This window comes from Streptomyces sp. NPDC031111, from assembly GCF_055570675.1.
Map to the genome: position 1 here is coordinate 82,991 of NZ_JBVIGS010000006.1, position 23,103 is coordinate 106,093.

Sequence of the window (23,103 nt, forward strand, 5' to 3'; positions counted from 1 at the left end):
CGCGGGCATCCTGGTACGGCCCATACCACCCTCGGGCGTACCTGGATGCCTCTTCTCGTGCTGCTTAGCGTCGAAGCATGAACGCATCACAAGGAAACCCGAACCACACCAGCCCCACCACCGCCCTGGTCACCGGCGCCAACAAGGGCCTCGGCTACGAGACCGTCCGCCGGCTCGGCGAGCTCGGCTGGCGCGTCTTTCTCGGCGCACGTGACGAGGCCCGAGGCAAGGAGGCTGCCGCGCGGCTTGCCGCCCAGGGCGCGGACGTGATTTTCGTGCCGCTGGACGTGACCTTCGACGATTCCGTCGCCGCAGCTGTCGAAGCCGTCAGGGAGCACACCGACCGGCTCGATGTCCTGGTCAACAATGCCGGGATAACCGGCGAGGAGGTCGGCCCGCTGGACAAGGTGATCACGCCGGAGGAGACCCTGCCGCAGCACCTCGTCCCCGTCTTCCGCGTCAACGTCCTCGGCCCGGTCCGTGTCACCCACGCATTCCTGCCGCTGCTGCGGGCCGCGGACGATCCGCGGGTGGTGATGGTCTCCAGCGGCGCCGGATCACTGACAGGCGCGACGACGGCCGGCTCCGACCACTCCGGGTCCGCCCACTTGATGTACCCGACGTCCAAGGCGGCCCTGAACATGCTCACCGTCCAGTACGCCAACGGCATCCCCGATGTCCGGTTCAACCTGGCCGACCCCGGCTTCACCGCCACCGACCTCAACCACCACCAGGGCACCCAGACCGTCACCGAGGGCACCGACGCCATCGTCGAGCTCGCCACCACCTCACCCGGGCCGACCAGGCAGTACCGCAACCGCAACGGCAACGTCCCGTGGTGAGGGGGGACGACACGAGCGACGAAGGAGCGACGATGTCGAAACATCCGACGGGCAACGCCCGGACTGTCGTCATCACCGGGGGGAACAGCGGTCTCGGCTATGCGTGCGCGCAAGCGATCCTCGGTTCCTCCGCCGGGTCATGGCACGTCGTGATCGCCTCCCGCGACGCAGCCCGCTCGCGGGCCGCCGCCGACGCGCTGGCCGCCGGCGCCGCCGCCGGCAACTCGGTGGAGGCGATGGTGCTGAACCTGGGATCACTCGACTCGATCCGGTCCTTCGCCGCCGAGCTGACAGACCGGCTGAACTCGGGCGCGCTGCCGCAGCTGCACGCCCTGGTGTGCAACGCGGGCGTGCAGATGGGAGCGAACGATGCCAGGACCGCCGACGGATTCGAGGCCACGTTCGGGATCAACCACCTGGGTCACTTCGCTCTCGTCCACGCACTGCTGCCCGTACTGAAGGCGCCGTCGCGTGTGGTCGTGGTCTCAAGCGGCACCCACGACCCTGGCCCCAAAGGCGGACTTGCCCCGGCCTGGAACGACCCGCATGCCCTCGCCCGCGGCGAGCTCGGACCGGCGGCGGCCAAGGACAATGCCCTGCTCAGGGGGCAGCGCCGCTACTGCACCTCCAAACTCGCGAACATCTATTTCACCTACGCCCTGGCCCGCCGGCTGCCTGACGGCGTCACCGCCAACGCGTTCGACCCCGGGATCATGCTGGATACCGCGCTGGGGCGCTCGATGCCCGCTCCGGTCCGGTTCGCGTTCCAGCACATCGCGCCCCGGTTCACGTGGCTGCTGCGCCGGGTCATGAAGGACAGCATCCACACCGCCCAGGAATCGGGCCGCGCACTCGCCTGGCTCGCCACCGCGCCCGAGCTGGGCGGCACCACAGCCAGGTACTTCGACGGGCGCCGGGACGTCCCCTCGTCCGACGAGTCCTACGACGCCGCCCGCGCGGAGCAGCTCTGGAAGGACAGCTCGATTCTGACCGGCGCGGCCACCACCCGCCAACGCAACAGCGAGACATGAAGGAGGACGAGATGAGCAACATCACGGAGGAAACAGCGGTGCCCACATTCTCCATGGCCGAACGTGATCGCCGCTGGGAGCTGGCGCGGGAGTTCATGAGCCGTGAGGGCCTCGACGCGCTGCTGGTCTTCGGCGAGCACGAGGACGCCGGCCCGGCACCGTTCAACTACGACACCTGGTTCACCAACGGCCGGGCCGGCACCACCGTCATCTTCCCGCGCAAGGGCGAGCCGGTCTCGCTGCTCCCGATGGAGATGTTCACAAAGGGCCACCTCGAATCCACCCGCCGAGGTGACACCCTCTGGGTGCCGCCGGAGAACCTGCGCATGTTCCGCGACTCCCGCGTGGTCACCGCCACCCTGAACGAGTTGGGGCTTGCGAAGGCGACGGTAGGGGTCGTCGGCCTGGAGGGCTTTCCGCCCTGGCACCCCGAGGGCATCGTGCCCTACCGGTTCTGGATGAACATACTGGCCGCCTTCCCCGCAGCCGAGTTCACACCCGTGGGGATGGCTCTGAGCCGACTCATCATGCCGCTGGGCCCCGAGGAGATCGCCGTAGTACGCCACTCGGCGCGCATCGGTGACGCCATGGTGCGGGCCATGGCGCAGACCGCCGCCGCCGGTGTACCGGAGAGCGAGGTGTACGCGGCCGGGATGGCTGCGGGCTACGCCCGCGGGACCACCCCCTCGGCCATGCACTTCTGGACGGGCCCCGACCCGCTCGCACGGGGCCTGCCGCCGTGGAGCTACAGCCCGCAAGCTCCTCGTGTCCTGCAGGACGGTGACGTCATCTCCGCCGAGGTGTTCAGCAATGCCGCCGGCCGCCACACCCAGCACCAGGTCACCATCACCATCGGTGAACCGCACGAGGATCTGCTGCGTGCCGCCGACGTCACCCGAGCAGCGTACGACGCCGGATTGGCAGCCCTGCGCCCCGGCCGGACGTTCGGCGAAGCCGTCGCCGACATCCGCAAGCCCTACGCCAACGCCGGCGGATGGGAATTCGGCCCCGCCATCCACACACTCAACCCGACGATCGCCGTCAGTGGCTTCCCCAACGATGCCAGCCGCCGCATGGCCGGGGCCGACGCCTATCCCGCCGAAGGCGAGCATCACCCCACCATGGCCGCCGACATGGAACTCGAACCGGGAATGACCTTCGCCCTCGAACCCAACTACGCCTACGGACGCCACCTTGCCTACCTCGGCGGCACAGTGATCGTCGGCGACGACGGTGCAATCGAGCTCAACCCGTACACGGCGCAGATCCTCCGCGCGGAAGGCAGTCCGGGCCGCTCGGCTTGATACCTGCTATCTGAGAGGTCGTCAAGTCCGCGGTGGGCGCCATGAAGGCCGCGGAGGAACAGCAACCGCACATCGCCGACATCGGCGACCGCCTCGGCGGCCACGGCGTGGGCACCTCCCTCACCGTTTCCCTGATCACGGCCGTGATCGCGCTGGTGCTCCGCGCCTTCGCCCGCCACGACCTGGGCGCCCACGCCCGCCACTACTCGAAAGCGGCCGCGAACGCGGTGAAGTCGCTGTCCTCGACGGCGAAAGTGCTGGCGATTCCGGTACTCGTCCTCGGGATCCTGATGGCGATCGCCTACTCGATCATCGACAACTACCTCTGACCCCCGACGGCAGACCAGGGCCCGCACGGCAGCAGCACCAGGGGGCCGAGGGCCTCCGCCGAGGCACTCCGAGAGCGTCGGCCTCGTCTCAGTCCACTCGCTCCGTGACCGGAGGCCGGTCTCCTTTCGCCTCCCCCGGCTGTCGAACGCGTCCGTCGAATGCCTATACGCACCTCCACACACCGGTGTACGGTCTCGGACCGACAGATCTTTGGGAGCGCTCCCATTGCGTGTTTCCGCTTCACAAGAGGAGGAACGCTTTGAAACGCTTTTTAGCTCTGCTGGCGGCCGGCGCGATGGGTCTCGGTCTTACGGCCCTGGTCAGCCCCCAAGCGGCGGCCGCTGCCGGCTGCCGGGTCGACTACACCGTCACCAGTCAGTGGCAGGGCGGCTTCCAGGCCGGGGTGAAGGTCACCAACCTGGGTGACCCCGTCTCCGGCTGGACCCTGAAGTTCACCATGCCGGACGCCGGGCAGAAGCTCGTCCAGGGCTGGAACGCCACCTGGTCGCAGTCCGGCACCACGGTCAGCGCCTCCGGTGTCGACTGGAACCGCGCGCTGGGCTCCGGCGCGTCGGCCGACCTGGGATTCGTGGGGTCCTTCACGGGCGCCAACCCGACACCCGCGTCCTTCACGCTCAACGGCGTGGCCTGCACGGGCTCCGTCACCGACCCCCCGACCGACCCGCCCGAGACCGGCACCCCCGTGGGGATCAACGGGCAGCTGAAGGTCTGCGGTGTGAACCTGTGCAACCAGTACAACCGCCCCATCCAGCTGCGCGGCATGAGCACGCACGGCATCCAGTGGTTCAGCAAGTGCTACAACGACGCGTCCCTGGACGCGCTGGCGACGGACTGGAAGTCGGACCTGTTCCGTGTCGCCATGTACGTGCAGGAGCAGGGCTACGAGACCGACCCGGCCGGCTTCACCAGCCGGGTGAACAGCCTGGTCGACATGGCCGAGGCCCGCGGCATGTACGCGGTGATCGACTTCCACACCCTGACGCCGGGTGACCCGAACTACAACCTCGACCGCGCCAAGACGTTCTTCAGGAACGTGGCCGCCCGCAACGCGGGCAAGAAGAACGTGATCTACGAGATCGCCAACGAGCCCAACGGTGTGAGCTGGACGGCCATCAAGAACTACGCCGAGCAGGTCATCCCGGTGATCCGCGCCGCAGACCCGGACGCGGTGATCATCGTCGGCACCCGCGGCTGGTCCTCGCTGGGCGTCTCCGACGGCTCCAACGAGAGCGAGATCATCAACAACCCGGTGAACGCGACCAACATCATGTACGCGTTCCACTTCTACGCCGCGAGCCACAAGGACAACTACCGCGCCGCGGTGAGCCGGGCGGCCTCTCAGCTGCCGCTGTTCGTCTCGGAGTTCGGCACGGTGAGCGCCACCGGCGGCGGTGCGGTGGACCGGGCGAGCAGCATCGCGTGGCTGGACCTGCTCGACCAGCTGAAGATCAGCTACGCGAACTGGACGTACTCGGACGCCAACGAGGGCAGTGCGGCGTTCAAGCCGGGCACCTGCGACGGCACCGACTACAGCAGCGGCGGCGTGCTCACCGAGTCCGGCGCCCTGATCAAGAGCCGGGTCAGCACGGCGGACAACTTCCCCACCAGCTGACGAAACGTACGGGGCTCCGGTGTCGCCGGAGCCCCGTACTCCGCACCACGATTGGGAGCGCTCCCAGATCTCCCTTCCCGCCGGTGACGGAAGATGGTGCCGGTGCGGGTGGAGGGGTTGTCGAATGACGCCATTCTGTTGACAGGTCATCACATCACTCCCATCATGGGAGCGCTCCCATGGGCGGGATCCGGCCGCGCGCCGCCCGTGCACCACCGCACGCCGCACCGACGCACCGCAACCACGCACCGTTCCCTGTCACCGGCACGGAACAGCCGTGCCGCCGGACCCCGAGGGAGGACCCCGCATGCCCCTGTCGCAGAGACCCGGCCGGCCGGCCCCTACCGGCACCCGCCGTCTCGCACGCGGCGCCGCCGCCCTGGCCACCGCGCTCGCCCTGCTGTCCCCACTGCACGCCGCCGGTGCCGCGTCGGCCGCCGCACCCGACACGCCCACCGCGGACGTCGCGGACGTCGCCGTCCGGGTCAACACACAGGCATCGCTGGGCCGCATGACCGACGTCGCGCGCGGCGTCAACGCCGCCATCTGGGACTCGCACATGAACGACCCGGAGGTCGCCGACCTGATGAAGGCGGCCGACGTGGGGGCGATGCGCTACCCCGGCGGCTCCTACGCGGACATCTACCACTGGGAGACCCACACGGCGCCCGGCGGATACGTCGCCCCCGGCACCGGCTTCGACGCCTTCATGGGTACCGTCCGGGCCACCGGCGCCCAGCCGATCCTGATCGCCAACTACGGCTCGGGCACGCCCGAGGAGGCGGCCGGCTGGGTCCGGTACGCCAACGTCACCAAGGACTACGACGCCAAGTACTGGGAGATCGGCAACGAGATCTACGGCAACGGCCACTACGGCAGCGGCTGGGAGCACGACGAGCACCCGGACAAGAGCCCCAAGGAGTACGCCCGTCAGGTCCGCGCCTACGCCGAGGCCATGAAGGCCGTCGACCCGACCATCAAGATCGGCGCGGTGCTCACCACCCCGGGCCACTGGCCGGACGGCGTGGTCGGAGCGGGCGATCCGGGCGACTGGAACCACACCGTGCTCTCCCAGGTCACCGACGTCATCGACTTCGTGAGCGTGCACTGGTACGCGGGCGGCGCCGACACCACCGCCGAGGCCGCCATGAACCGGCTCACCAGGCTCCCCGGCGAACTGCGCGAGGTGCGCAACCAGTTGGACCGGTACGCCGGCCCCGACTCGCCGCGCATCGGCATCGCCCTCACCGAGATCAACACCAACACCGGCGGCGCCATGCTCACCGCGCGCCCCAACGGCCTCTTCGCCGCAGACGCGTTCATGACGGCGCTGGAGAACGGCGTCTTCACCGTCGACTGGTGGGACACCCACAACGGACCGGGCCGGATCACCACCGTCGACGGTGAGACCGACTTCGGCGACATGGGCATGCTGTCCAGCGGCGGCTGCACCGGCGACGTGTGCGAGCCGGCGCCCAACACACCGTTCCACCCCTACTACGGCATGAAGATGACCAGCGAACTCGGCGGCGCGGGCGACACGTTGGTCGCCGCCGCGTCCTCCGCGCAGGACGTCTCCGCACACGCCGTGCACCGCCGCGACGGCCGGCTGAGCGTGCTCCTGATCAACAAGGACCCGGACGCCGCACGGACCGTGGACCTGGAGTACGCGGGCTTCACCCCGTCCGCCGCCGCACCCGAGGTCAGCCGCTACGCGCGCGGCGACAGCGACATCACCGACGTCGCCGCCGACCCCGCCGCCGCCTCCCAGGTCACCGTGGAGCCGTACGGGATGCTCGCCGTCACTCTCACCCCGAAGGCCGGCACCGGGCCCGCCGCCTCCGCCGCCGGCACCCCGGGAACCCCGCGCCTGGAGTCGGTGACCGACACCACCGCCCGCCTGTCCTGGCAGGGCGCGCCCGGCGCGGCCCGCTACCTGGTCCAGGCACGCGACGGCGCCCACACCCGGCTGATCGGCGAGACCACCGGCACGTCCGTCACCCTGCGGAACCTGCCCCCGGGCAGCACCCACACGGTCAACGTGCTCGCGGCCGACGCCTCGGGCCGCCCGTCCGCCCCGTCCGATCCGCTCACCTTCACCACCGGCACCCCGGGGGAGGCTCCCTGTGCGGTGACCTACCACCGCGACACGAGCTGGGGCAACGGATTCGTGGCCACGGTCACCGTCCGGAACCTCTCGGACACCCCGATCACCGGCTGGACCGTGGACTGGGACTGGCCGACCGACCGTCAGTCGGTGTCCAACGGCTGGAACGCCACATTCCAGCAGACCGGCCGGCACGTCCGGGTGACGGCGCCCGACGGCGCCGGAGCGCTCGCCGCGGGCGGCGCGTCGTCGGCCTCCTTCGGCTTCGTCGGCGCCAACGACGGGCCCAACCCCGATCCGACGGCCTTCCGCCTCAACGGCGCCGTCTGCTCGGCCGGCTGACGCCCGGCCCGCCCGGGACCGGCCGCGGGGGAACCCGCTCCCGGGCGGGGCCGTTCTCCCCACGGGTGAAGGGCACACCACCATCCGGCCGCCACCCGCGTGGCGCGCCGGACACGGGGGAGCTCGTGGTGTGGCCTGGGGCGCACAGGTCGGTCACCCCGCGGAGGAGACACGGAGCATGTTCGGTCAGGCGCAGGCGTTCAGCGGCTTCTCGGTCGACGATCTCGGCAAGGCCCGCCGGTTCTACGGCGAGACCCTCGGCCTCCAGGTGGAGGAGAGCGGGGAGGGGGACATGCGGGTGCTGACCCTCACCCTCGGCGGCGGCACGCGGGTCTTCGTCTACCCGAAGGAGACGCACACCCCCGCGACGTTCACGATCCTCAACTTCCCCGTCGACGACATCGAGGCAGCCGTCGCCGAACTGGAGCGGCTCGGGGTCACCCTGGAGCGCTACGAGGGATTCGACCACGACGAGAAGGGCATCGTCCGGGTCGGCGGCGACGGCCCCGAGGCGATCGCGTGGTTCACCGACCCGGCCGGGAACGTGCTCTCCGTGCTCCAGGAGCGCTGACCGGGGGCCGGTCGTCATCGCGCGGTGCGCAGTTCGAGAACATAGGCCGCCGTGAGCGCGACGCCACGGTCCTCGTCGTGCGACAGCTCCGCGAGGGCACGCGACGCCGCGGCCCCCGGGATGTCCGCGAGCGCCTGCGCCAGCCGCCGACGCGCGGACGACGCGGCGGCGTGGGCGAGACGGTCGACGAGCCCGGTGACGATCCGGTCCGCCCATGCCGGATCACTCGCCAGCGCGCTCAGCGCGTCCGCCGCGTCGACGTCGTTCGCCTCCTCGACGACCATGTCGACGAGCGTGGGGACCGCGTCGGCCACGCCGCGTGCGCCGAGCGCCAGCGCCGCGCACCTGCGCACCGCGATGTCCGAGTGCGTGAGGGCGTCCCGCAGCAGGGCGGTCGCCCCGCCGTCCGGAATCTCGGCGAGCGCCCGCACCGCTCGTTTCCGTACGTCGGCCACGGGTGAGCCGAGGCCCTCCGCCAGGAGTGCCGATCCGTCGTCGCCCGCTCGCGCCAGGGCCCATCGAAGGGCTCCGGCGACGTTCGGGTCCGGCTCGCTCAGCGCCGCCTCGACCAGGGCCTCCACCGGCACCGCGACCTCATCCACCGAGGACAGGGCCGCCCGCTGGCGCTTCCCGGCGCTCTCCGACCCCAGGCCCTGGAGGAGCGCGACGGTCCGGAGGACCTCCTCCCAGCCGGCGGGTTCCGCCGCGCCGATCCGACGCAGCCGGGTGAGCAGCTCCGTCTCACTCGCGATGCGTTCTCGCGTCCGGCGGACGAGGTCGTCGACGAGTTCCGAGGGCCTGAAGGCGGGATCGTCCAGCGCGCGCCCGACCTCACGCAGCGACAGCCCCAACGACCGCAGGCTCTCGACATGGAAGATCCGCCGGATGTCCTCGCTGGAGTACTCCCGGTAACCGCCCTGGGTGCGGCCCGTGGGCCGCACCAGGCCGAGCGACTCGTAGTGCCTGAGCATGCGGGCGCTGACCCCGGACCGTCGCGCCACCTCACCGATCAACACTGTCCGTCACCCCTCCTGGCCGGTCGCCGAGGGCCACGATGCGCTTCGCCTCCTCGATCGCCCACTCGTAACCGGCGTCCGGGTCGCGCAACAGCCGTTCCACGGCGATGGCGTGCTGCCGCACCCGAGGGTCATGATTCTTCATCGCGGCGCGCAGAGCCGGCACGATCACCTCACCGAGCGCGATCAGTGCCCGGCCGAGGCTCAGCTGCGTCTCCCGCCCGCCGCGCCCCAGCTGTGTCGCCAGCGCCCCGGCCAGGTCGGATTCCCCGCCTGCGGGCACGAGGACGACCGCCGCCCGCCAGGCGCTCCGAGCCACCTCGTCGTCGGCGTCGGTCAACAACGCCCGGGTGATCGCCGGCCAGGCCCGCCGGTCCCCGACCTTGGACAGGGTGTGCAACGCCTGGCTGCGCGCCTGTGCCCGCCGCGAACCGAGTTCATTGACGAGCCTCGGGACCGTCACGGACGGTGGGTGGCGGGTGAGTGCCCAGGTCAGCATGTCCCGCACGTGGAAGTCGGGCTCGATCGCGCAGCGTTCGATGAGCTTGCCGACGAATTCGGGGTCCGGGGTCGTGCCGACGGTCAGCGCCGCCCGCAGCCGCACCGACGAGTCGTCGGCCTCCAGCCCTCGCAGAGCTCGCATCGTGTTCGTCTCCTCTTTCGGCATGGTCGTGGGAAGCGCTTCCTCTTCCTCGGCCGCAGTGAAGACCTTGTCACCGTGTCAAGGTCAAGCGGAGCCGTGCCGTGATCGGTCGGGCACCCCTCGTCGCTGTCTCGAATCTGGGATATCGTCCCCCATATGAGAGAAGGTGAGGCCGGACGGGTCCCGGACCCCGTCGATGTGCGGCTCGGCGGGCGGCTGGCCGAGCTGAGGAGCGAGCACGGCTGGTCCCTCGGGGAGCTGGCGGAGCGCAGTGGGATCAGCAGGTCCACCCTGTCGCGGGCCGAGCGCGCGGAGACCAGCGCCACCGCCTCCCTGCTCAACCGGCTGTGCGCCGTCTACGGACGGACGATGTCCCAGTTGCTCAGCGAGGTCGAGGCGGAGCCCGCGCCGCTGGTGCGGGTCGCCGACCAGCCGGTGTGGGAGGACAAGGCGTCCGGTTTCGTGCGCCGGTCGGTGTCCCCGCCGCACGGCGGGCTGCGCGGCGAACTCGTCGAGGGGCGGCTCGTCGCCGGTGCGGACATCGCCTACGACCGGCCGCCCGTGCCCGGCCTGGAACAGCACATCTGGGTCATGGAGGGCGCCCTCGCCGTGACGGCCCAGGACGTCGAACACCGTCTCGGCGTCGGCGACTGTCTGCGGCTGCGCGTCTGGGGACCGACCCGGTTCCGCTGCCCCGGCCCCGGCGACGTGCGGTACGCGCTGGCGGTGGTGCGGCCATGAGGACCGTCCTGCTGGACGCCGCGCAACTGGACGACAGGGCCGAGGAGTTGGCCGAGCTGCTGGCCGACACGGTGGACGGCGGCGCCTCCGTCGGCTTCCTCGCGCCGCTCGACCGCGCGGAGGCGGCCGCCTGGTGGCGGGAGCGGTCCGGGGCCGTCGCCGCCGGCCGGCTCGCGGTGTGGGTGGCGCACACGGACCCCGGCAGGGTGCTGGGCACCGTGAGCCTCGCCCTCCCCGACAAGCCCAACAGCGCCCACCGCGCGGAACTGGTGAAGCTGATGGTGCACCGCGAGGCCCGCGGCCGGGGGCTCGGCCGGAGGCTGCTGGCGGTCGCGGAGCGGGCGGCCGCCGCGCGGGGCATCACCCTGCTGCACCTGGACACCGAGACCGGCAGCCCCGCCGAGCGCCTCTACCGCTCCTGCGGCTGGACCCCCGTCGGCGCCATCCCCGACTACGCGGCCGACCCGGCGGGCGTGCTGCGGCCGACGACGATCTACTACAAGCGTCCGGTCGCGGGCGCCCAGCAGCCCGCCACCGGGTGACTGTCAGAGCCGGCCGCTACGGTGCCTGCCATGCCGGATGCCGAAGACGTACGACGGATCGCCCTGTCCCTGCCGGACACCACGGAGAAGGAAGCGTGGAGCATGCCCACGTTCCGGGTCGCGGGGAAGATGTTCGCCACCCTGCCCGAGGACGAGACGTCCATCGCCGTGCGCTGCCCCAAGGAGGAGCGCGACGAACTGGCCCTCGCCGAGCCGGAGAAGTTCTGGATCGCCGACCACGAGGCACAGTTCGCCTGGGTCAGGGTCCGCCTGGACGCCCTGGAGGACGAGGGCGAGCTGCGCGACATCCTCGCCGACTCCTGGCGCCAGGCCGCCCCGACGCGGCTCCTGGAGGCGCACCCCCGGCTGGGCCTGCCGCCCGCGGACTGACGGCCCCCGGGCGTTGTCAGTGCCCCGTGGCATGATCCCGGACGGTGGGTGGCAGCCGGGGCCGGAGGGGGGCCCCGGCCGCCACGGCACCGGTGAGCGGCCGTAAACGGGTGCGCGATCACCGCCCCGAGTGCGGTATGGTTTCCATGCGCGTTCGGCCGGGGGAATCCCCAGGTCAGACGGGCAACGGGACGTGGCGCAGCTTGGTAGCGCACTTGACTGGGGGTCAAGGGGTCGCAGGTTCAAATCCTGTCGTCCCGACTTGTCGAACAGCAGGTCGGAGGCCGTATCGGGGACACCCGGGACGGCCTCTTCGTCGTTCCCGGTGAGCGACGGCCGCCCTCTCCGTGTCACCACCGGAGCACCCGGCGCCCTGGGTAAGTCATTGTCAAATGTCCTTGATGTCGCCCTATGTCCTGTTTAACGTTCGCCGGGTAGGCGCCGCCGCGGGGGTCGGAGACCCGCGCCGCGATCCCGGAAGCGAGGTGTGGAGCGCGTGCTGCGACGGACGCGGTTGCTGGCCGCGCTGACCCTGCTGGCCTCGACGCTCGCCGCCTGCGGCGGTGACGAGGACACCTCCCGGCCCACGCTCAACTGGTACAACTTCCCCGACGACTCCGGCGCCCTCCAGAAGGCCGCCGACCGCTGCAGCCGGGAATCCGGCGGCCGCTACCGGATCAGCTACAACAAACTGCCCCGGGCCGCCGACGGCCAACGCCAGCAGATGGTGCGCAGACTCGCCGCCGAGGACGACTCCCTCGACATCCTGGGCCTGGACGTCACCTGGGCCGCGGAGTTCGCCGAGGCCGGCTGGATCCGCGAATGGACGGGCGAGGCGAAACGCCGGGCCACCGAGGGCACGCTCCGGGTCCCCCTCCAGACGGCCACCTGGAAGGGCCGGCTCTACGCCGTCCCGTACAACACCAACACCCAGCTGCTGTGGTACCGCCGGGACCTGGTGCCCACCCCGCCGAAGACCTGGTCCGAAATGATCGCCATGTCCCGCGACCTCGCCCGGCAGGGCCGACCGCACTACGTGGAGATCCAGGGCGCCCAGTACGAGGGCCTCACCGTCTGGTTCAACTCGCTGATCAACAGCGCGGGCGGCAGCATCCTCGACCCGAGCGCCACCGAGCCGTCCCTCGGCCCGCCCGCCGTACGGGCCGCCTCGATCATGCGCGACCTCGCGAACTCACCGGCCGCCGACCCCTCCCTGCCCAACCAGATGGAGGACCAGAACCGCCTGGCCATGGAGTCGGGCGTGGCGGCCTTCGAGATCAACTACCCGTTCGTCTATCCGTCGATGAAGGCGAACAACCCGCGGCTGTTCGAGAACTTCCGCTGGGCGCCCTACCCCCGCGTCGACGCCGGCCGCCCGTCCCGCCCCACCATCGGCGGCATCGACCTCGCCGTCAGCGCCTACTCCCGCCACCCCGCCGCGGCCTACGAGGCGGCCCTGTGCCTGCGCGACCGGGAGAACCAGCTCACCGCCGCGCTCGAGGGCGGACTGCCGCCCACCCTGCGCGCCCTGTACGACGAGCCCGCCTTCATGAAGGAGTACCCCTTCTCCAAGGAGGTGCTGTCCGCCCTGGAATCGGCGAGCGTACGGCCGCTCACCCCCGCCTACCAGAACGTGTCGATCGCCGTCTCCCACACCCTGTCCCCACCGTCCGGCATCCAGCCGGAGAGCGCGGTCGACACCATCCGGGAGCAGATCGACCAGGCCCTGCGATCCGAGGGTGTGATCCCGTGACCACGACGGCGGACCCGCCGAAGGGCAGGAAGGCGCCCTCGGCCGGCGCCCGGCAGGAACGCCGCCTCGGCCTGCTGCTGTGCGCGCCGGCCGTCATCGTCATGACCGCCGTGACCGCCTACCCCATCGGCTACGCGGTCTACCTGTCCCTCCAGCGCTACGACCTGCGCTTCCCGGACCGGGCCGAGTTCGTGGGCCTGAGCAACTACGGGGCGGTGCTGTCCTCGCCGTTCTGGTGGGACGCCTTCTGGGTCACGGTGTTCCTCACCGCCGTGTCCGTGGCCATCGAACTCGTCCTCGGCATGGGCCTCGCCCTGGTGATGCACCGCACGCTCTTCCTGCGCGGCACGGTCCGCACCGCGGTCCTCGTCCCGTACGGCATCGTCACCGTCGTGGCCGCCTTCTCCTGGCAGTACGCCTGGACCCCCGAACTCGGCTACCTCGCCGAGCTGCTGCCCAGCGGTGACGCCCCGCTCACCGAGCAGTGGCCCGCGCTGTGGCTGATCGTCCTCGCCGAGGTGTGGAAGACCACCCCGTTCATGGCGCTGCTCCTGCTGGCGGGCCTCGCCCTGGTCCCCGAGGAGACCCTGAGGGCGGCCATGGTCGACGGCGCCACCCCCTGGCAGCGGTTCACCAAGGTCATGCTGCCGCTGATGAAACCGGCCATCCTGGTCGCCCTGCTGTTCCGCACCCTCGACGCGTTCCGGATCTTCGACAACATCTACGTGCTGACCGCGGGCGCGCAGGGCACCGGCTCCCTGTCGATCCTCGGCTACGACAACCTGTTCACCGCGCTGAACCTGGGCATCGGGTCGGCGATCTCGGTCCTGATCTTCCTCTGTGTCGGGATCATCGCCTTCACCTTCGTCAAGCTGTTCGGCGCCGCGGCACCGGGGGCGGAGGTGAAACGCTGATGGCCGCCGTCGGCAAGTCCCACGCCACCCGCTGGGGCGTCGTCAACGTCGTGGTGGTGCTGTACGCCCTGTTCCCGGTGTGGTGGATCGCCGCGCTGTCGTTCAAGGACCCGGGCACCCTCACCGACGGCAACTACATTCCCCGCGACTGGACCCTGGAGAACTACCGGGGCATCTTCGAGACCTCCGAGTTCACCCGGGCACTGATCAACTCGATCGGCATCGCCCTGATCGCCACGGTGATCGCCGTGCTCCTCGGCACCATGGCCGCCTACGCCGTGGCCCGGCTGCGGTTCCCCGGCAAACAGGTGCTGATCGGCATGTCGCTCCTCATCGCCATGTTCCCGCCGATCTCCCTGGTGTCCCCGCTGTTCAACATCGAGCGGATCATCGGGATCTTCGACACCTGGATCGGGCTGATCATCCCGTACATGACCTTCTCGCTGCCGCTGGCGATCTACACCCTGTCCGCGTTCTTCCGCGAGATCCCCTGGGACCTGGAGAAGGCCGCCAAGGTGGACGGGGCCACCCCCGCACAGGCCTTCCGGCTGGTCATCGTGCCGCTCGCCGCGCCCGGCGTGTTCACCACCGCCATCCTCGTGTTCATCTTCTGCTGGAACGACTTCCTGTTCGCGATCTCGCTGACCTCCACCGAGTCCGCGCGCACGGTCCCCGCGGCGATCGCTTTCTTCACCGGCAGCTCGCAGTTCCAGCAGCCCACCGGGTCGATCGCCGCCGCCGCCGTGGTGATCACCGTCCCGATCATCATCTTCGTCCTGCTCTTCCAGCGGCGGATCGTCGCCGGACTGACCTCCGGGGCGGTCAAGGGATGAGAACGACAGCAAGGAGGCGCAGGCCATGGCCGAGATCGTCCTAGAGGGAGTCACCAAGCGCTATCCCGACGGCTCCCTCGCCGTGCGGGACGTGAACCTCGACATCGCCGACGGCGAGTTCGTGATCCTGGTCGGCCCGTCCGGATGCGGCAAGTCGACCACCCTGAACATGATCGCCGGCCTCGAGGACATCACCGAGGGCGTCCTGCGCATCGGCGGCCGGGTCGTCAACGACCTCGCTCCCAAGGAGCGCGACGTGGCCATGGTGTTCCAGAGCTACGCCCTGTACCCGCACATGAGCGTGCGGGAGAACATGGGGTTCCCGCTGCGGCTGGCGAAGGTCGACAAGGCCACCGTCGACAGCAAGGTCGAGGAGGCCGCCCGGGTCCTCGACCTGAGCGAGTTCCTGGACCGCAAGCCCGCCAACCTCTCGGGCGGCCAGCGGCAGCGGGTGGCCATGGGCCGGGCGATCGTCCGCGACCCCAAGGCGTTCCTCATGGACGAGCCGCTGTCCAACCTCGACGCCAAGCTCCGCGTGCAGATGCGCACCCAGATCTCCCGGCTCCAGCGCCGCCTGGGCACCACCACCGTGTACGTCACCCACGACCAGACGGAGGCGATGACCCTCGGCGACCGGGTCGTGGTGATGCGGCAGGGCCTGGTCCAGCAGGTCGGCACCCCCGCCGAGCTCTACGACATGCCGCGCAACCTGTTCGTCGCGGGCTTCATCGGCTCCCCGGCGATGAACTTCGTCAACGCCTCCCTGTCCGGCGGCATCCTGCGCACGCCGCTGGGCGAGCTGCCGCTCGACGACCGCATGCGGCGGGTGCTGGAACGGCGGGAGACGCCCCGCGAGGTCATCGTCGGGCTGCGCCCCGAGGCCTTCGAGGACGCGAGCCTGGCCCGTGAGACGGGCGGTCCCGTCGTCACCGCCACCGTGGACGTGCTGGAGTCGCTGGGCTCCGACGCGTACGTCTACTTCAGCGCGGAGGGCGGACCGGTGACCACCGCCGAACTGGAGGAGCTCGCCACGGACTCGGGCCTGCGCGACACCGGCGCCGGACCGGCGCCGCAGATCGTGGCCCGGCTGAACGCCGCCACCCGGGCCCGCGAGGGCGCACCCGTCGACCTCCGGGTCGACATGGGCAAGGCCCATGTCTTCGACCCGTCGAGCGGAAGCAACCTCACCCACCCGGAGGGCTAGTCCGCCTCCCGCGTCAGATCACGCAGCCGGCGTGGGCCAGTGCCTGCTTCAGCAGCACGCCGTGTCCGCCGGGCATCTCGCTCTGCACCGCCCGCGACACGGCCTCCTGCGGGCTGAACCAGACCAGGTCCAGCGCGTCCTGCCGGGGCCGGCAGTCACCCGTCACCGGCACGATGTACGCCAGCGACACCGCGTGCTGACGGGGGTCGTGGAACGGGGTGATGCCCTGCGTGGGGAAGTACTCGGCGACCGTGAACGGCTGGAGCGAGGCCGGGACGCGGGGCAGGGCCACCGGGCCGAGATCCTTCTCCAGATGGCGCAGCAGGGCGTCCCGGACCCGTTCGTGGTGCAGCACCCGGCCGGAGACCAGGGTCCGGCTGACCGTCCCGTCGGGTCCGATGCGCAGCAGCAGGCCGACGCTGGTGACTTCACCGCTGTCGTCGACCCGCACGGGCACGGCCTCTACGTACAGGATCGGCATCCGGGCCCGTGCCATCTCCAGATCGTCGGAGGACAGCCAGCCCGGCGTGGTTTCTGTCATGTCAGACATTGCTTGATCATACTTTCAGCGTTCAGGACTTCACGGCCACCGCGCCGTACTTCCGACGCGGCTCGGCACTCACCCCCCAGGGGCGCGGGGAACTGCGCGACCAGCCACCCACCGGCCCGCACCCGGCATGCGACAGTCCCGTTGGCTGCAGGGGGCGTTGCGCTGCTCGGCGCTGGCGAGGTGCCGCCTGCGCCCACCCGTGCCGCCCCAGCGGCACGACTGCCCGCAGACTGCGGGGTTCAACCGGTGTCGGCGCGTTGCAGGGAGTCCTCGGCTACGGCCTTGTCGATCGCGGCGCGGACCAACGCCGCCGCGAGGACGGCCGGTTCGGTGCGTCCCGCGAGGCCGAGGAGCCGGTCCTGGTCCTTCGGCAGCTTGAGCCGCTCCGCGCCCTGGAGCGCCTTGGCGTCCAGCCGCGGGGCCGCCTCCGGCCAGACGCGCTGGACTTCACGCAGGAAGATGTCGGCACCGGCCGGTCCCATGCCGGGGAACTCCTGGAGCAGACGGCGCAGTTCGCCCGCGTCACCGTCCGCCTCCTTGCGGAGCCTGCGCAGGTCCCCGCCCCAGCGCTCGGTCAACAGCTCGGCCGCGTCGCCCAGTTGGGTCGCGGTGCGCTCGTCGTAGCGCCGGTAGCCGCCCCGGCCGAGGGCGTCCACCCGTTCCTGCCAGTCGGCGTCGGCCATGCGGCGGGGATCGCGCAGCCCCGCCTCGTACAGCGCACGGGCGGAGGCCACGGCGATCGACCCCTTGATGCGGGCGCTGAGCAGATGGGCCAGCACCAGCAGCCGGTACAGCGGCTGCGGGGTGTCCTTGAGCGTGATGCCGGCCTCTTCCGCGTACGTCCGCCCGTGCGCGTCGACGAGGGCGCGGACCACCTTCTCGTCCCGGCCGGCCACGGCTACGCCTTGAGCGGGTCGTGGCCGAGGGTCATGAGGTGGTGCCGACGCGCCGTGTCCTCGGCCGCGGGCTCGTTCTCCGGGTCGGTCTGCGCGGTGACGGTGTCCACGACCTCCTCCATCACCCGCAGGTCGTCCTCGGTGAGGTCGGTGCGGCGCTTCTGGAGTATCGCGAGGACGTGCTGCCCCGTCTCGGTGCCCGCCTGGTCCGGCAGCGGCTCGGTGGTCTCGTCGGCGTCGCTCACCCGCAGCCAGGCCGCGAGTTCCGCCGAGGTCATGTTCACCACGCGGTGGAAGTCGTCCCACAGCGCGTCCATCTCTAGGGCGTCGCTCATGATGTGCCCCTTACGTGCGTGTGTGTCCCGGTGCCGGGGCGGTCAGGAACCGCCGGAACCGCCGGGGAAGTTCTCCGCCTCGAACATCCAGCGCTGCTTCTCCAGTTCCGCGGTGATCGTGATCAACAGGTCCTGGGTGACCAGGTCCGCCTTCTCGGTCGCGTCGATGCGCTCCCGCAGGCGCGTGACCGCCGCGCCGAGCGCCTCCGTCATCACCTCCACGGCCTCCGAGTCGCGCAGCCAGCCCTCCTTGGGGGCCGGCAGCGAGAAGACCTGGGCGATGGTCTCCGGGCGGCCGTCCGGCGGCACGCCGAGCGCCGCGGCCCGCTCCGCCACCGTGTCGGCGTGGGTGCGCGCGGCCGAGACCACCTCGTCCAGCTGGAGGTGGATGGAACGGAACCGCGGACCCACGACGTTCCAGTGCGCCTGCTTCCCGATCAGTGACAGCCCGAGCAGGTCCACCAGGGTGTCCTGGAGGGCCTCGCAGGAAACCCGGCGGGCCTCGTCGGGCAGGGTGCTCCTCACAACGGTCATGGGGTGCCGCTCCTCCTTCTCGCATCGTCCGTGGTCCACGAACGCGCGGGTGCCCCTGGCCCTCGGGCACAAACACCACCCCCGGACGGCGACGCGAGCCGCGCGACCGGCCGGGATCTTCCCAGGGAGCCGCCCGGCGGTCTATAGTCCAAAACTAGCGGTGCTAATTAAGAGGTCAGGAGTCCTGTCGTGCGTCCCGTCCACTTCGCGGCCGCCCGCCGCACCCCCATCGGCAAGCTGCGCGGAGCCCTCTCCACCGTACGTCCCGACGACCTCGCCGCCGCCGTGATCCGCGGCCTGGTCGCCGACGTGCCCGCGCTGGACCCGGCCCGTGTCGACGACGTCTACTGGGGCGCCGCCAACCAGGCCGGCGAGGACAACCGCAATGTCGCCCGCATGGCCGCGCTGCTCGCCGGGCTCCCCGAGTCCGTTCCGGGCGCCACGGTCAACCGGCTGTGCGCCTCCGGCCTCGAGGCCGTCACCACCGCCGCCCGCACCATCGCGGCCGGCGAGGCCGACATCGTGATCGCGGGCGGCTCCGAGTCGATGAGCCGCGCCCCCTTCGTCCTGCCCCGCCCCGACGAGGCCCTCCCGCACCGCATGGAGACCGCCGACACCCGCCTCGGCTGGCGGCTGGTCAACCCGGCGATGAAGGAGCTGCACGGTCTGCTGGCCATGGGGGAGACCGCCGAGGAGGTCGCCGCCCGGTACGGCATCCCGCGCGAACGTCAGGACGAGTTCGCGCTGCGCAGCCACCAACGGGCCGCCGACGCGCGCAAGAACGGCCACTTCGACGACGAACTCCTGCCCGTGACCCGCCCGGACGGAGTGGTCGTCGACACCGACGAGTGCGTCCGCGAGGACACCTCGATCGAGAAGCTGGCCCGGCTGAAGCCGGTGTTCCGCGCGGGCGGCTCGGTCACCGCGGGCAACGCCTCCCCGATGAACGACGGAGCCGCCGGCCTGATCCTCGTCAGCGAGGAGGCCCTCAACGACCTGGGCCTGGAGTCGCTCGGCCGCTATGTCGCCGGTGGCTCCGCGGGCGTCCACCCGGACGTCATGGGCATCGGCCCCGTCCCCGCCACCCGCAAGGTGCTCGCCCGCGCCGGCTGGGACATCGGCGACCTCCAGGAGGCCGAGTTCAACGAGGCGTTCGCGGCCCAGGCCCTGGCCTGCGTCGACCAGCTCGGGATCGACCCCGGCCTGGTCAACCCCAGCGGCGGCGCCATCGCCCTCGGCCACCCGCTGGGCTGCTCCGGCGCCCGCATCCTCACCACCCTCCTCCACCGCATGCGCCGCACGGGCGCCGAACGGGGCCTGGCCACCATGTGTGTCGGCGTCGGGCAGGGCAGCGCGGTGCTGGTCGAGAGGCACTGACCGGCACGGCACCGGGTGCCGTCGGGTGAGACGGTCCTTACGGGCGTCGATTGCTTGCGCATAGCATCGGTTCCCGCAATGAACATGATGACGCTGTGGCACCTCAACGGCTGGGAATTCGCCGCGCTCGCCTTCGCGGCCCTGCTCGTCGGCTTCTCCAAAACGGCCGTCAGCGGGGCCAACACGGTCAGCCTCGCCCTCTTCGCAGCCGTGCTGCCCGCCAGGGCCTCCGCCGGAGTCCTGCTGCCCATCCTGATCGCCGGGGACGTGCTCGCCGTCCTCACCTACCGCCGGCACGCCCACTGGCCGACGCTGTGGCGGCTGTTCCCGGCGGTGGCGGCGGGAGTCGTCGCCGGGACCCTGTTCCTGGCCCGGGCGGACGACGGGGTCGTACGGATCTCGATCGGGGCGATCCTGCTGATGATGGCCGGGGTGACGGTGTGGCGGCGGCGGACGGCCGGCGCGGGGGAGGAGCCCGACGGGGTCACCACCCGGGCCGGCCGTGCCAAGGCCCGCTCCTACGGCGTCCTCGGCGGCTTCACCACCATGGTCGCCAACGCGGGCGGCCCGGTGATGTCGATGTACCTGCTCTCCGCGGGCTTCCGGAAGCTCGGCTTCCTGGGGACCTCCGCGTTCTTCTTCCTGATCGTCAACACCTCCAAGCTGCCCTTCAGCGTCGGTCTCGGCCTGATCGACGCCGACTCGCTGCTCCTCGACGCGGTGCTCGTGCTGTTCGTGGTGCCCGGCGCGTTCCTCGGCAGATGGGCCGTGAACCGGATCAACCAGCGGCTCTTCGAGCAGCTGGTGATCGCGGCGACGGTCGTGGGCGGCGTGCAGCTACTGGTGCCCTGAGCGGGGTCCGGCCGGCTCGTTCCGCCCGGCCGGGCCACCGGGGTCCGCCCCGTCCCCGTCGTGCGGTCCGGCCGACCGGTGCGTCTCGTGCGGTGGGTGGGGTGCCTCGTACGGGCGGTGCAGCCGGCTCGGCGCGGCGGTACGGCCCACCGTCGCCGCCAGCTTGCGCAGCCGCCGCCAGTCCATGCGCGGCGGAGCCTGTGCGACGCCCGGCCGCTTGCGCGGGACCCGGACGCGCAGCGCGCCGGGTGCGATGCGGCAGTGGACGGGGGCGGGCAGGACCATGGCCTCCCCGTCGACCCCGGCCTCGATCTCCGCGCGGTCCGCCTCGATGACGACCTCGGTGGCGGTCACGATGGTGAGCCCGCCCGGCTCCGGGTTCAGCAGCAGCGCGGCGGCACTGATGGCGCCCTCCAGCTTCACACCGAGGACGCCGAGCGCGGCGGAGTCGAGCCGTTCGCGCCGGCCGAGTCCGAAGGGGTCGCCGGTGCGGTAGGGGTTGTTGCTGACCAGGACGGCCTGCGGGGCGATGAGCGTGGTGCTCCCCGTGCGGGCGACCAGCCGGGGACCCTGCTGGCCGGTGAGCAGATCGGGCAGCATCTCCAGACTGGTGCCGATCTTGTCGTCGCGGTACGCGGGGCTCTGCACGATCGCCGCGTACGCGCCGAAGGAGGCGTTGTTCACGAACGGCTGGTCACCCGCGAAACCCAGGTCGACGCGGAGCTCGACACCGTCGGTGAGCGCGTCGAGGCAGGCGGCCGGGTCGCCGCGGTCGAGGCCCAGGTCCAGGGCGAAGTGGTTGCGCGTACCGGCGCTGATGACCAGGAACGGGATGTCGTGCTCGGCGGCCACGGCCGCGACCAGCGCCTGGGTCCCGTCGCCCCCGGCGGCGCCCAGCAGGTCGGCGCCGTCCGCGACGGCCGCCCGGGCCAGCGCGGTCACGTCGTGCTGCTTGCCGGGTTCGAGCAGCACCACCCGGGCACCCATGCGCTCCGCCTTCTCCCGCAGCCGGAACCGGCCCACCTTGCCGCCGCCCGACCGCGGATTCATGATCAGGACGGGCTTCCGGGGCGGCGGCAACCGCCGCTCCCGCACAGGGGCCCGCCCGCCGCCCGTTCCGCGCAGCGCGAACCTGCCGCTCCACACCGCCAGCCCCCACAGGACCAGGGACACCAGCAGCGCCCAGAACAGCGTCACGGCGAACAGGGCGATCAGACCGGCCGGCACGCACACGGCGATCAGCGCGGACACCCAGCGCAGCGGGCCCCGCAGGGTCAGCGTCCACCACACGGCGGCCGCGCTGAGCCCCAGCCCCGCCGCCCCGCACACCAACAGCAGCAGACCACGCAGCCCGCCGTACACCAGGGGGGTCGCCACCGCGAGAGCGGCGGCGGCCAGCGCCCCCCGCGCCGCCCACCGCTGGGCGTGATAGCCCTGCCTGCTCCAGTCCACGGCCATGACTCCTCCAGTCGCCCGGCGTCATCGTAGGACGTGAGCGCACGTGTGTGCGGCCGGATGGCGATCATCGGCCGACGGGCCGGTGCCGGACGCGCCGTGCGGGCCTCGTACCCTCGGCGCCATGTCCCCTCACGTGCTGGTCCTCGGCGGCACCACCGAGGCACGCGAACTGGCCGCCGAGCTCGCCGACCGCCCCGGAACCAGGGTCACCACCTCCCTCGCCGGACGGGTGAGACGGCCGGGCGAGGTCGTCGGCGAGGTGCGCGTCGGCGGTTTCGGCGGGGCCGAGGGACTGGCGGACTGGCTGCGCGAGCAGGGCGTGGACGCCGTGGTCGACGCCACGCACCCGTTCGCCCGGACGATCACGGCGAACGCGGCACGGGCCGCGGCCGCCACCGGCCTGCCCCTGGTGGTGCTGCGCCGCCCCGGCTGGCGCCCTGGCCCCGGGGACCGCTGGCACCCGGTCCCGTCACTGGAGGCGGCGGCCGACCTGCTGCCCCGGCTCGGACAACGGGTGCTCCTCACCACCGGCCGCCTCGGACTCGGAGCCTTCGCCCACCTGACGGACCTGTGCTTCTTCGCCCGGTCGGTTGAGCCGCCCGAGCCGCCCCTGCCGCCGCAGACGCACGTCCTGCTGGCCCGCGGCCCCTTCACCGTGGCCGACGAGACGGCCCTGCTGCGCGGCCACCGCGTCGACGTCCTGGTGACGAAGGACAGCGGCGGCGCGGCCACCTCCGCCAAGCTCACCGCTGCGCGTGACCTCGCGCTCCCGGTCGTCGTCGTACGCCGCCCGCCCCTGCCGGACGGGGTGACGGCAGTCCCGGACGTGTCGACGGCCCTGCACTGGCTGGACGCCCTCGGCCGACCGTGACCGGGCGGTTCGTCCCCCGCCCGGCCGCCCGCTC

General features: G+C 71.6%; 24 protein-coding genes and 1 tRNA gene. 18 read left to right on the top strand and 7 right to left on the bottom strand.

Translation table 11 applies throughout. From position 1 onward, the window contains the following. Positions 1–77 precede the first annotated feature (77 nt). The 7 genes from ACZ470_RS14815 to ACZ470_RS14845 all read left to right on the top strand — a co-directional run bounded on the left by ACZ470_RS14815 (position 78) and on the right by ACZ470_RS14845 (position 8,160). Positions 78–842, top strand: coding sequence for an SDR family NAD(P)-dependent oxidoreductase (locus tag ACZ470_RS14815; RefSeq protein ID WP_468427284.1), 765 nt, complete (start codon positions 78–80; stop codon positions 840–842). 32 nt (positions 843–874) lie between these two features. Further along, positions 875–1,873 carry an SDR family NAD(P)-dependent oxidoreductase gene (locus tag ACZ470_RS14820; protein ID WP_468427285.1) on the top strand — a complete coding sequence of 333 codons (999 nt, stop codon included), beginning with the start codon at positions 875–877 and terminating at the stop codon, positions 1,871–1,873. Positions 1,874–1,884: 11 nt separating this feature from the next. Then, a complete protein-coding gene (locus ACZ470_RS14825; RefSeq protein ID WP_468427286.1) occupies positions 1,885–3,177 on the top strand; it encodes a M24 family metallopeptidase in 1,293 nt (430 codons plus the stop codon). A 41-nt stretch (positions 3,178–3,218) separates the two neighbouring features. Then, complete coding sequence (locus ACZ470_RS14830; RefSeq protein WP_468427287.1) at positions 3,219–3,506, top strand: hypothetical protein; 288 nt, start codon at positions 3,219–3,221, stop codon at positions 3,504–3,506. 260 nt (positions 3,507–3,766) lie between these two features. Then, positions 3,767–5,140 carry a cellulase family glycosylhydrolase gene (locus ACZ470_RS14835; protein ID WP_468427288.1) on the top strand — a complete coding sequence of 458 codons (1,374 nt, stop codon included), beginning with the start codon at positions 3,767–3,769 and terminating at the stop codon, positions 5,138–5,140. Positions 5,141–5,447: 307 nt separating this feature from the next. Next, positions 5,448–7,589, top strand: coding sequence for a cellulose binding domain-containing protein (locus ACZ470_RS14840; RefSeq protein ID WP_468427289.1), 2,142 nt, complete (start codon positions 5,448–5,450; stop codon positions 7,587–7,589). Between the two features lie 178 nt (positions 7,590–7,767). Then, entirely contained in the window at positions 7,768–8,160 is a 393-nt protein-coding gene (locus ACZ470_RS14845) for a VOC family protein (RefSeq protein WP_468427290.1), read from the top strand. 14 nt (positions 8,161–8,174) lie between these two features. On the opposite strand, the gene ACZ470_RS14850 is transcribed toward ACZ470_RS14845, so the two are convergent. Continuing rightward, entirely contained in the window at positions 8,175–9,176 is a 1,002-nt protein-coding gene (locus ACZ470_RS14850; RefSeq protein WP_468427291.1) for a HEAT repeat domain-containing protein, read from the bottom strand. Beyond that, on the bottom strand, positions 9,163–9,819 hold the full coding sequence (locus ACZ470_RS14855; RefSeq protein ID WP_468427292.1) for a HEAT repeat domain-containing protein: 657 nt from the start codon (positions 9,817–9,819) through the stop codon (positions 9,163–9,165). The genes ACZ470_RS14850 and ACZ470_RS14855 overlap by 14 nt, the downstream gene beginning before the upstream one ends. Positions 9,820–9,975: 156 nt before the next feature. On the opposite strand from ACZ470_RS14855, the gene ACZ470_RS14860 reads away from it, so the two are divergent. The 8 genes from ACZ470_RS14860 to ACZ470_RS14895 all read left to right on the top strand — a co-directional run bounded on the left by ACZ470_RS14860 (position 9,976) and on the right by ACZ470_RS14895 (position 16,196). Further along, the gene (locus tag ACZ470_RS14860) at positions 9,976–10,560 is read left to right on the top strand and encodes a helix-turn-helix domain-containing protein (protein WP_468427293.1); all 585 of its coding nucleotides are present in this window, start codon (positions 9,976–9,978) and stop codon (positions 10,558–10,560) included. Continuing rightward, a complete protein-coding gene (locus ACZ470_RS14865) occupies positions 10,557–11,102 on the top strand; it encodes a GNAT family N-acetyltransferase (RefSeq protein WP_468427294.1) in 546 nt (181 codons plus the stop codon). The genes ACZ470_RS14860 and ACZ470_RS14865 overlap by 4 nt, the downstream gene beginning before the upstream one ends. A 30-nt stretch (positions 11,103–11,132) precedes the next feature. Further along, entirely contained in the window at positions 11,133–11,492 is a 360-nt protein-coding gene (locus ACZ470_RS14870; protein ID WP_468427295.1) for an MmcQ/YjbR family DNA-binding protein, read from the top strand. Positions 11,493–11,679: 187 nt separating this feature from the next. Next, positions 11,680–11,753, top strand: a tRNA-Pro gene (locus ACZ470_RS14875). A gap of 226 nt (positions 11,754–11,979) precedes the next feature. After that, complete coding sequence (locus tag ACZ470_RS14880) at positions 11,980–13,245, top strand: ABC transporter substrate-binding protein (RefSeq protein WP_468427296.1); 1,266 nt, start codon at positions 11,980–11,982, stop codon at positions 13,243–13,245. Beyond that, positions 13,242–14,159: a carbohydrate ABC transporter permease gene (locus ACZ470_RS14885; RefSeq protein WP_468427297.1), complete on the top strand. Its 918-nt coding sequence runs from the start codon at positions 13,242–13,244 to the stop codon at positions 14,157–14,159. Before ACZ470_RS14880 ends, ACZ470_RS14885 begins: the two co-directional genes overlap by 4 nt. Next, a complete protein-coding gene (locus tag ACZ470_RS14890; protein WP_468427298.1) occupies positions 14,159–14,992 on the top strand; it encodes a carbohydrate ABC transporter permease in 834 nt (277 codons plus the stop codon). The genes ACZ470_RS14885 and ACZ470_RS14890 overlap by 1 nt, the downstream gene beginning before the upstream one ends. A gap of 25 nt (positions 14,993–15,017) precedes the next feature. Next, complete coding sequence (locus tag ACZ470_RS14895) at positions 15,018–16,196, top strand: ABC transporter ATP-binding protein (protein WP_468427299.1); 1,179 nt, start codon at positions 15,018–15,020, stop codon at positions 16,194–16,196. Positions 16,197–16,209: 13 nt separating this feature from the next. Here the strand turns inward: ACZ470_RS14895 and ACZ470_RS14900 are convergent, their stop codons facing one another. From ACZ470_RS14900 to ACZ470_RS14915, 4 genes are all read right to left on the bottom strand, one after another. Next, positions 16,210–16,746, bottom strand: a complete 537-nt coding sequence (locus ACZ470_RS14900) for an NUDIX hydrolase family protein (protein ID WP_468427300.1) — start codon at positions 16,744–16,746, stop codon at positions 16,210–16,212. A 239-nt stretch (positions 16,747–16,985) separates the two neighbouring features. After that, positions 16,986–17,642: an HhH-GDP family DNA glycosylase gene (locus ACZ470_RS14905; RefSeq protein WP_468427301.1), complete on the bottom strand. Its 657-nt coding sequence runs from the start codon at positions 17,640–17,642 to the stop codon at positions 16,986–16,988. Between the two features lie 2 nt (positions 17,643–17,644). Continuing rightward, entirely contained in the window at positions 17,645–17,977 is a 333-nt protein-coding gene (locus ACZ470_RS14910) for a DUF3140 domain-containing protein (RefSeq protein WP_468427302.1), read from the bottom strand. A gap of 42 nt (positions 17,978–18,019) precedes the next feature. Then, a complete protein-coding gene (locus ACZ470_RS14915) occupies positions 18,020–18,511 on the bottom strand; it encodes a Dps family protein (protein WP_468427303.1) in 492 nt (163 codons plus the stop codon). A gap of 189 nt (positions 18,512–18,700) precedes the next feature. Here ACZ470_RS14915 and ACZ470_RS14920 point away from each other — a divergent pair, with 189 nt between their 5' ends. Then, positions 18,701–19,888: a thiolase family protein gene (locus tag ACZ470_RS14920; RefSeq protein ID WP_468427304.1), complete on the top strand. Its 1,188-nt coding sequence runs from the start codon at positions 18,701–18,703 to the stop codon at positions 19,886–19,888. A 78-nt stretch (positions 19,889–19,966) separates the two neighbouring features. Next, positions 19,967–20,740 carry a sulfite exporter TauE/SafE family protein gene (locus ACZ470_RS14925; RefSeq protein ID WP_468427305.1) on the top strand — a complete coding sequence of 258 codons (774 nt, stop codon included), beginning with the start codon at positions 19,967–19,969 and terminating at the stop codon, positions 20,738–20,740. Here ACZ470_RS14925 and ACZ470_RS14930 read toward each other — a convergent pair. Further along, positions 20,726–22,198 (bottom strand): diacylglycerol/lipid kinase family protein, encoded by a 1,473-nt coding sequence (locus tag ACZ470_RS14930; protein WP_468427306.1) that lies wholly within the window; start codon positions 22,196–22,198, stop codon positions 20,726–20,728. The two genes, ACZ470_RS14925 and ACZ470_RS14930, sit on opposite strands and share 15 nt — an antisense overlap. Before the next feature lie 121 nt (positions 22,199–22,319). On the opposite strand from ACZ470_RS14930, the gene ACZ470_RS14935 reads away from it, so the two are divergent. After that, positions 22,320–23,069 (top strand): cobalt-precorrin-6A reductase, encoded by a 750-nt coding sequence (locus tag ACZ470_RS14935; protein ID WP_468427307.1) that lies wholly within the window; start codon positions 22,320–22,322, stop codon positions 23,067–23,069. Positions 23,070–23,103: the final 34 nt, after the last annotated feature.

What these genes read in the sequence shown, in the direction of transcription:
- ACZ470_RS14815 (WP_468427284.1), top strand. Translation starts at nt 78, where the DNA reads ATGAACGCATCACAAGGAAACCCGAACCACACCAGCCCCACCACCGCC.
- ACZ470_RS14820 (WP_468427285.1), top strand. Translation starts at nt 875, where the DNA reads ATGTCGAAACATCCGACGGGCAACGCCCGGACTGTCGTCATCACCGGG.
- ACZ470_RS14825 (WP_468427286.1), top strand. Translation starts at nt 1,885, where the DNA reads ATGAGCAACATCACGGAGGAAACAGCGGTGCCCACATTCTCCATGGCC.
- ACZ470_RS14830 (WP_468427287.1), top strand. Translation starts at nt 3,219, where the DNA reads ATGAAGGCCGCGGAGGAACAGCAACCGCACATCGCCGACATCGGCGAC.
- ACZ470_RS14840 (WP_468427289.1), top strand. Translation starts at nt 5,448, where the DNA reads ATGCCCCTGTCGCAGAGACCCGGCCGGCCGGCCCCTACCGGCACCCGC.
- ACZ470_RS14845 (WP_468427290.1), top strand. Translation starts at nt 7,768, where the DNA reads ATGTTCGGTCAGGCGCAGGCGTTCAGCGGCTTCTCGGTCGACGATCTC.
- ACZ470_RS14855 (WP_468427292.1), bottom strand. Translation starts at nt 9,819, where the DNA reads ATGCGAGCTCTGCGAGGGCTGGAGGCCGACGACTCGTCGGTGCGGCTG.
- ACZ470_RS14860 (WP_468427293.1), top strand. Translation starts at nt 9,976, where the DNA reads ATGAGAGAAGGTGAGGCCGGACGGGTCCCGGACCCCGTCGATGTGCGG.
- ACZ470_RS14865 (WP_468427294.1), top strand. Translation starts at nt 10,557, where the DNA reads ATGAGGACCGTCCTGCTGGACGCCGCGCAACTGGACGACAGGGCCGAG.
- ACZ470_RS14870 (WP_468427295.1), top strand. Translation starts at nt 11,133, where the DNA reads ATGCCGGATGCCGAAGACGTACGACGGATCGCCCTGTCCCTGCCGGAC.
- ACZ470_RS14890 (WP_468427298.1), top strand. Translation starts at nt 14,159, where the DNA reads ATGGCCGCCGTCGGCAAGTCCCACGCCACCCGCTGGGGCGTCGTCAAC.
- ACZ470_RS14895 (WP_468427299.1), top strand. Translation starts at nt 15,018, where the DNA reads ATGGCCGAGATCGTCCTAGAGGGAGTCACCAAGCGCTATCCCGACGGC.
- ACZ470_RS14900 (WP_468427300.1), bottom strand. Translation starts at nt 16,746, where the DNA reads ATGTCTGACATGACAGAAACCACGCCGGGCTGGCTGTCCTCCGACGAT.
- ACZ470_RS14910 (WP_468427302.1), bottom strand. Translation starts at nt 17,977, where the DNA reads ATGAGCGACGCCCTAGAGATGGACGCGCTGTGGGACGACTTCCACCGC.
- ACZ470_RS14915 (WP_468427303.1), bottom strand. Translation starts at nt 18,511, where the DNA reads ATGACCGTTGTGAGGAGCACCCTGCCCGACGAGGCCCGCCGGGTTTCC.
- ACZ470_RS14925 (WP_468427305.1), top strand. Translation starts at nt 19,967, where the DNA reads ATGAACATGATGACGCTGTGGCACCTCAACGGCTGGGAATTCGCCGCG.
- ACZ470_RS14930 (WP_468427306.1), bottom strand. Translation starts at nt 22,198, where the DNA reads ATGGCCGTGGACTGGAGCAGGCAGGGCTATCACGCCCAGCGGTGGGCG.
- ACZ470_RS14935 (WP_468427307.1), top strand. Translation starts at nt 22,320, where the DNA reads ATGTCCCCTCACGTGCTGGTCCTCGGCGGCACCACCGAGGCACGCGAA.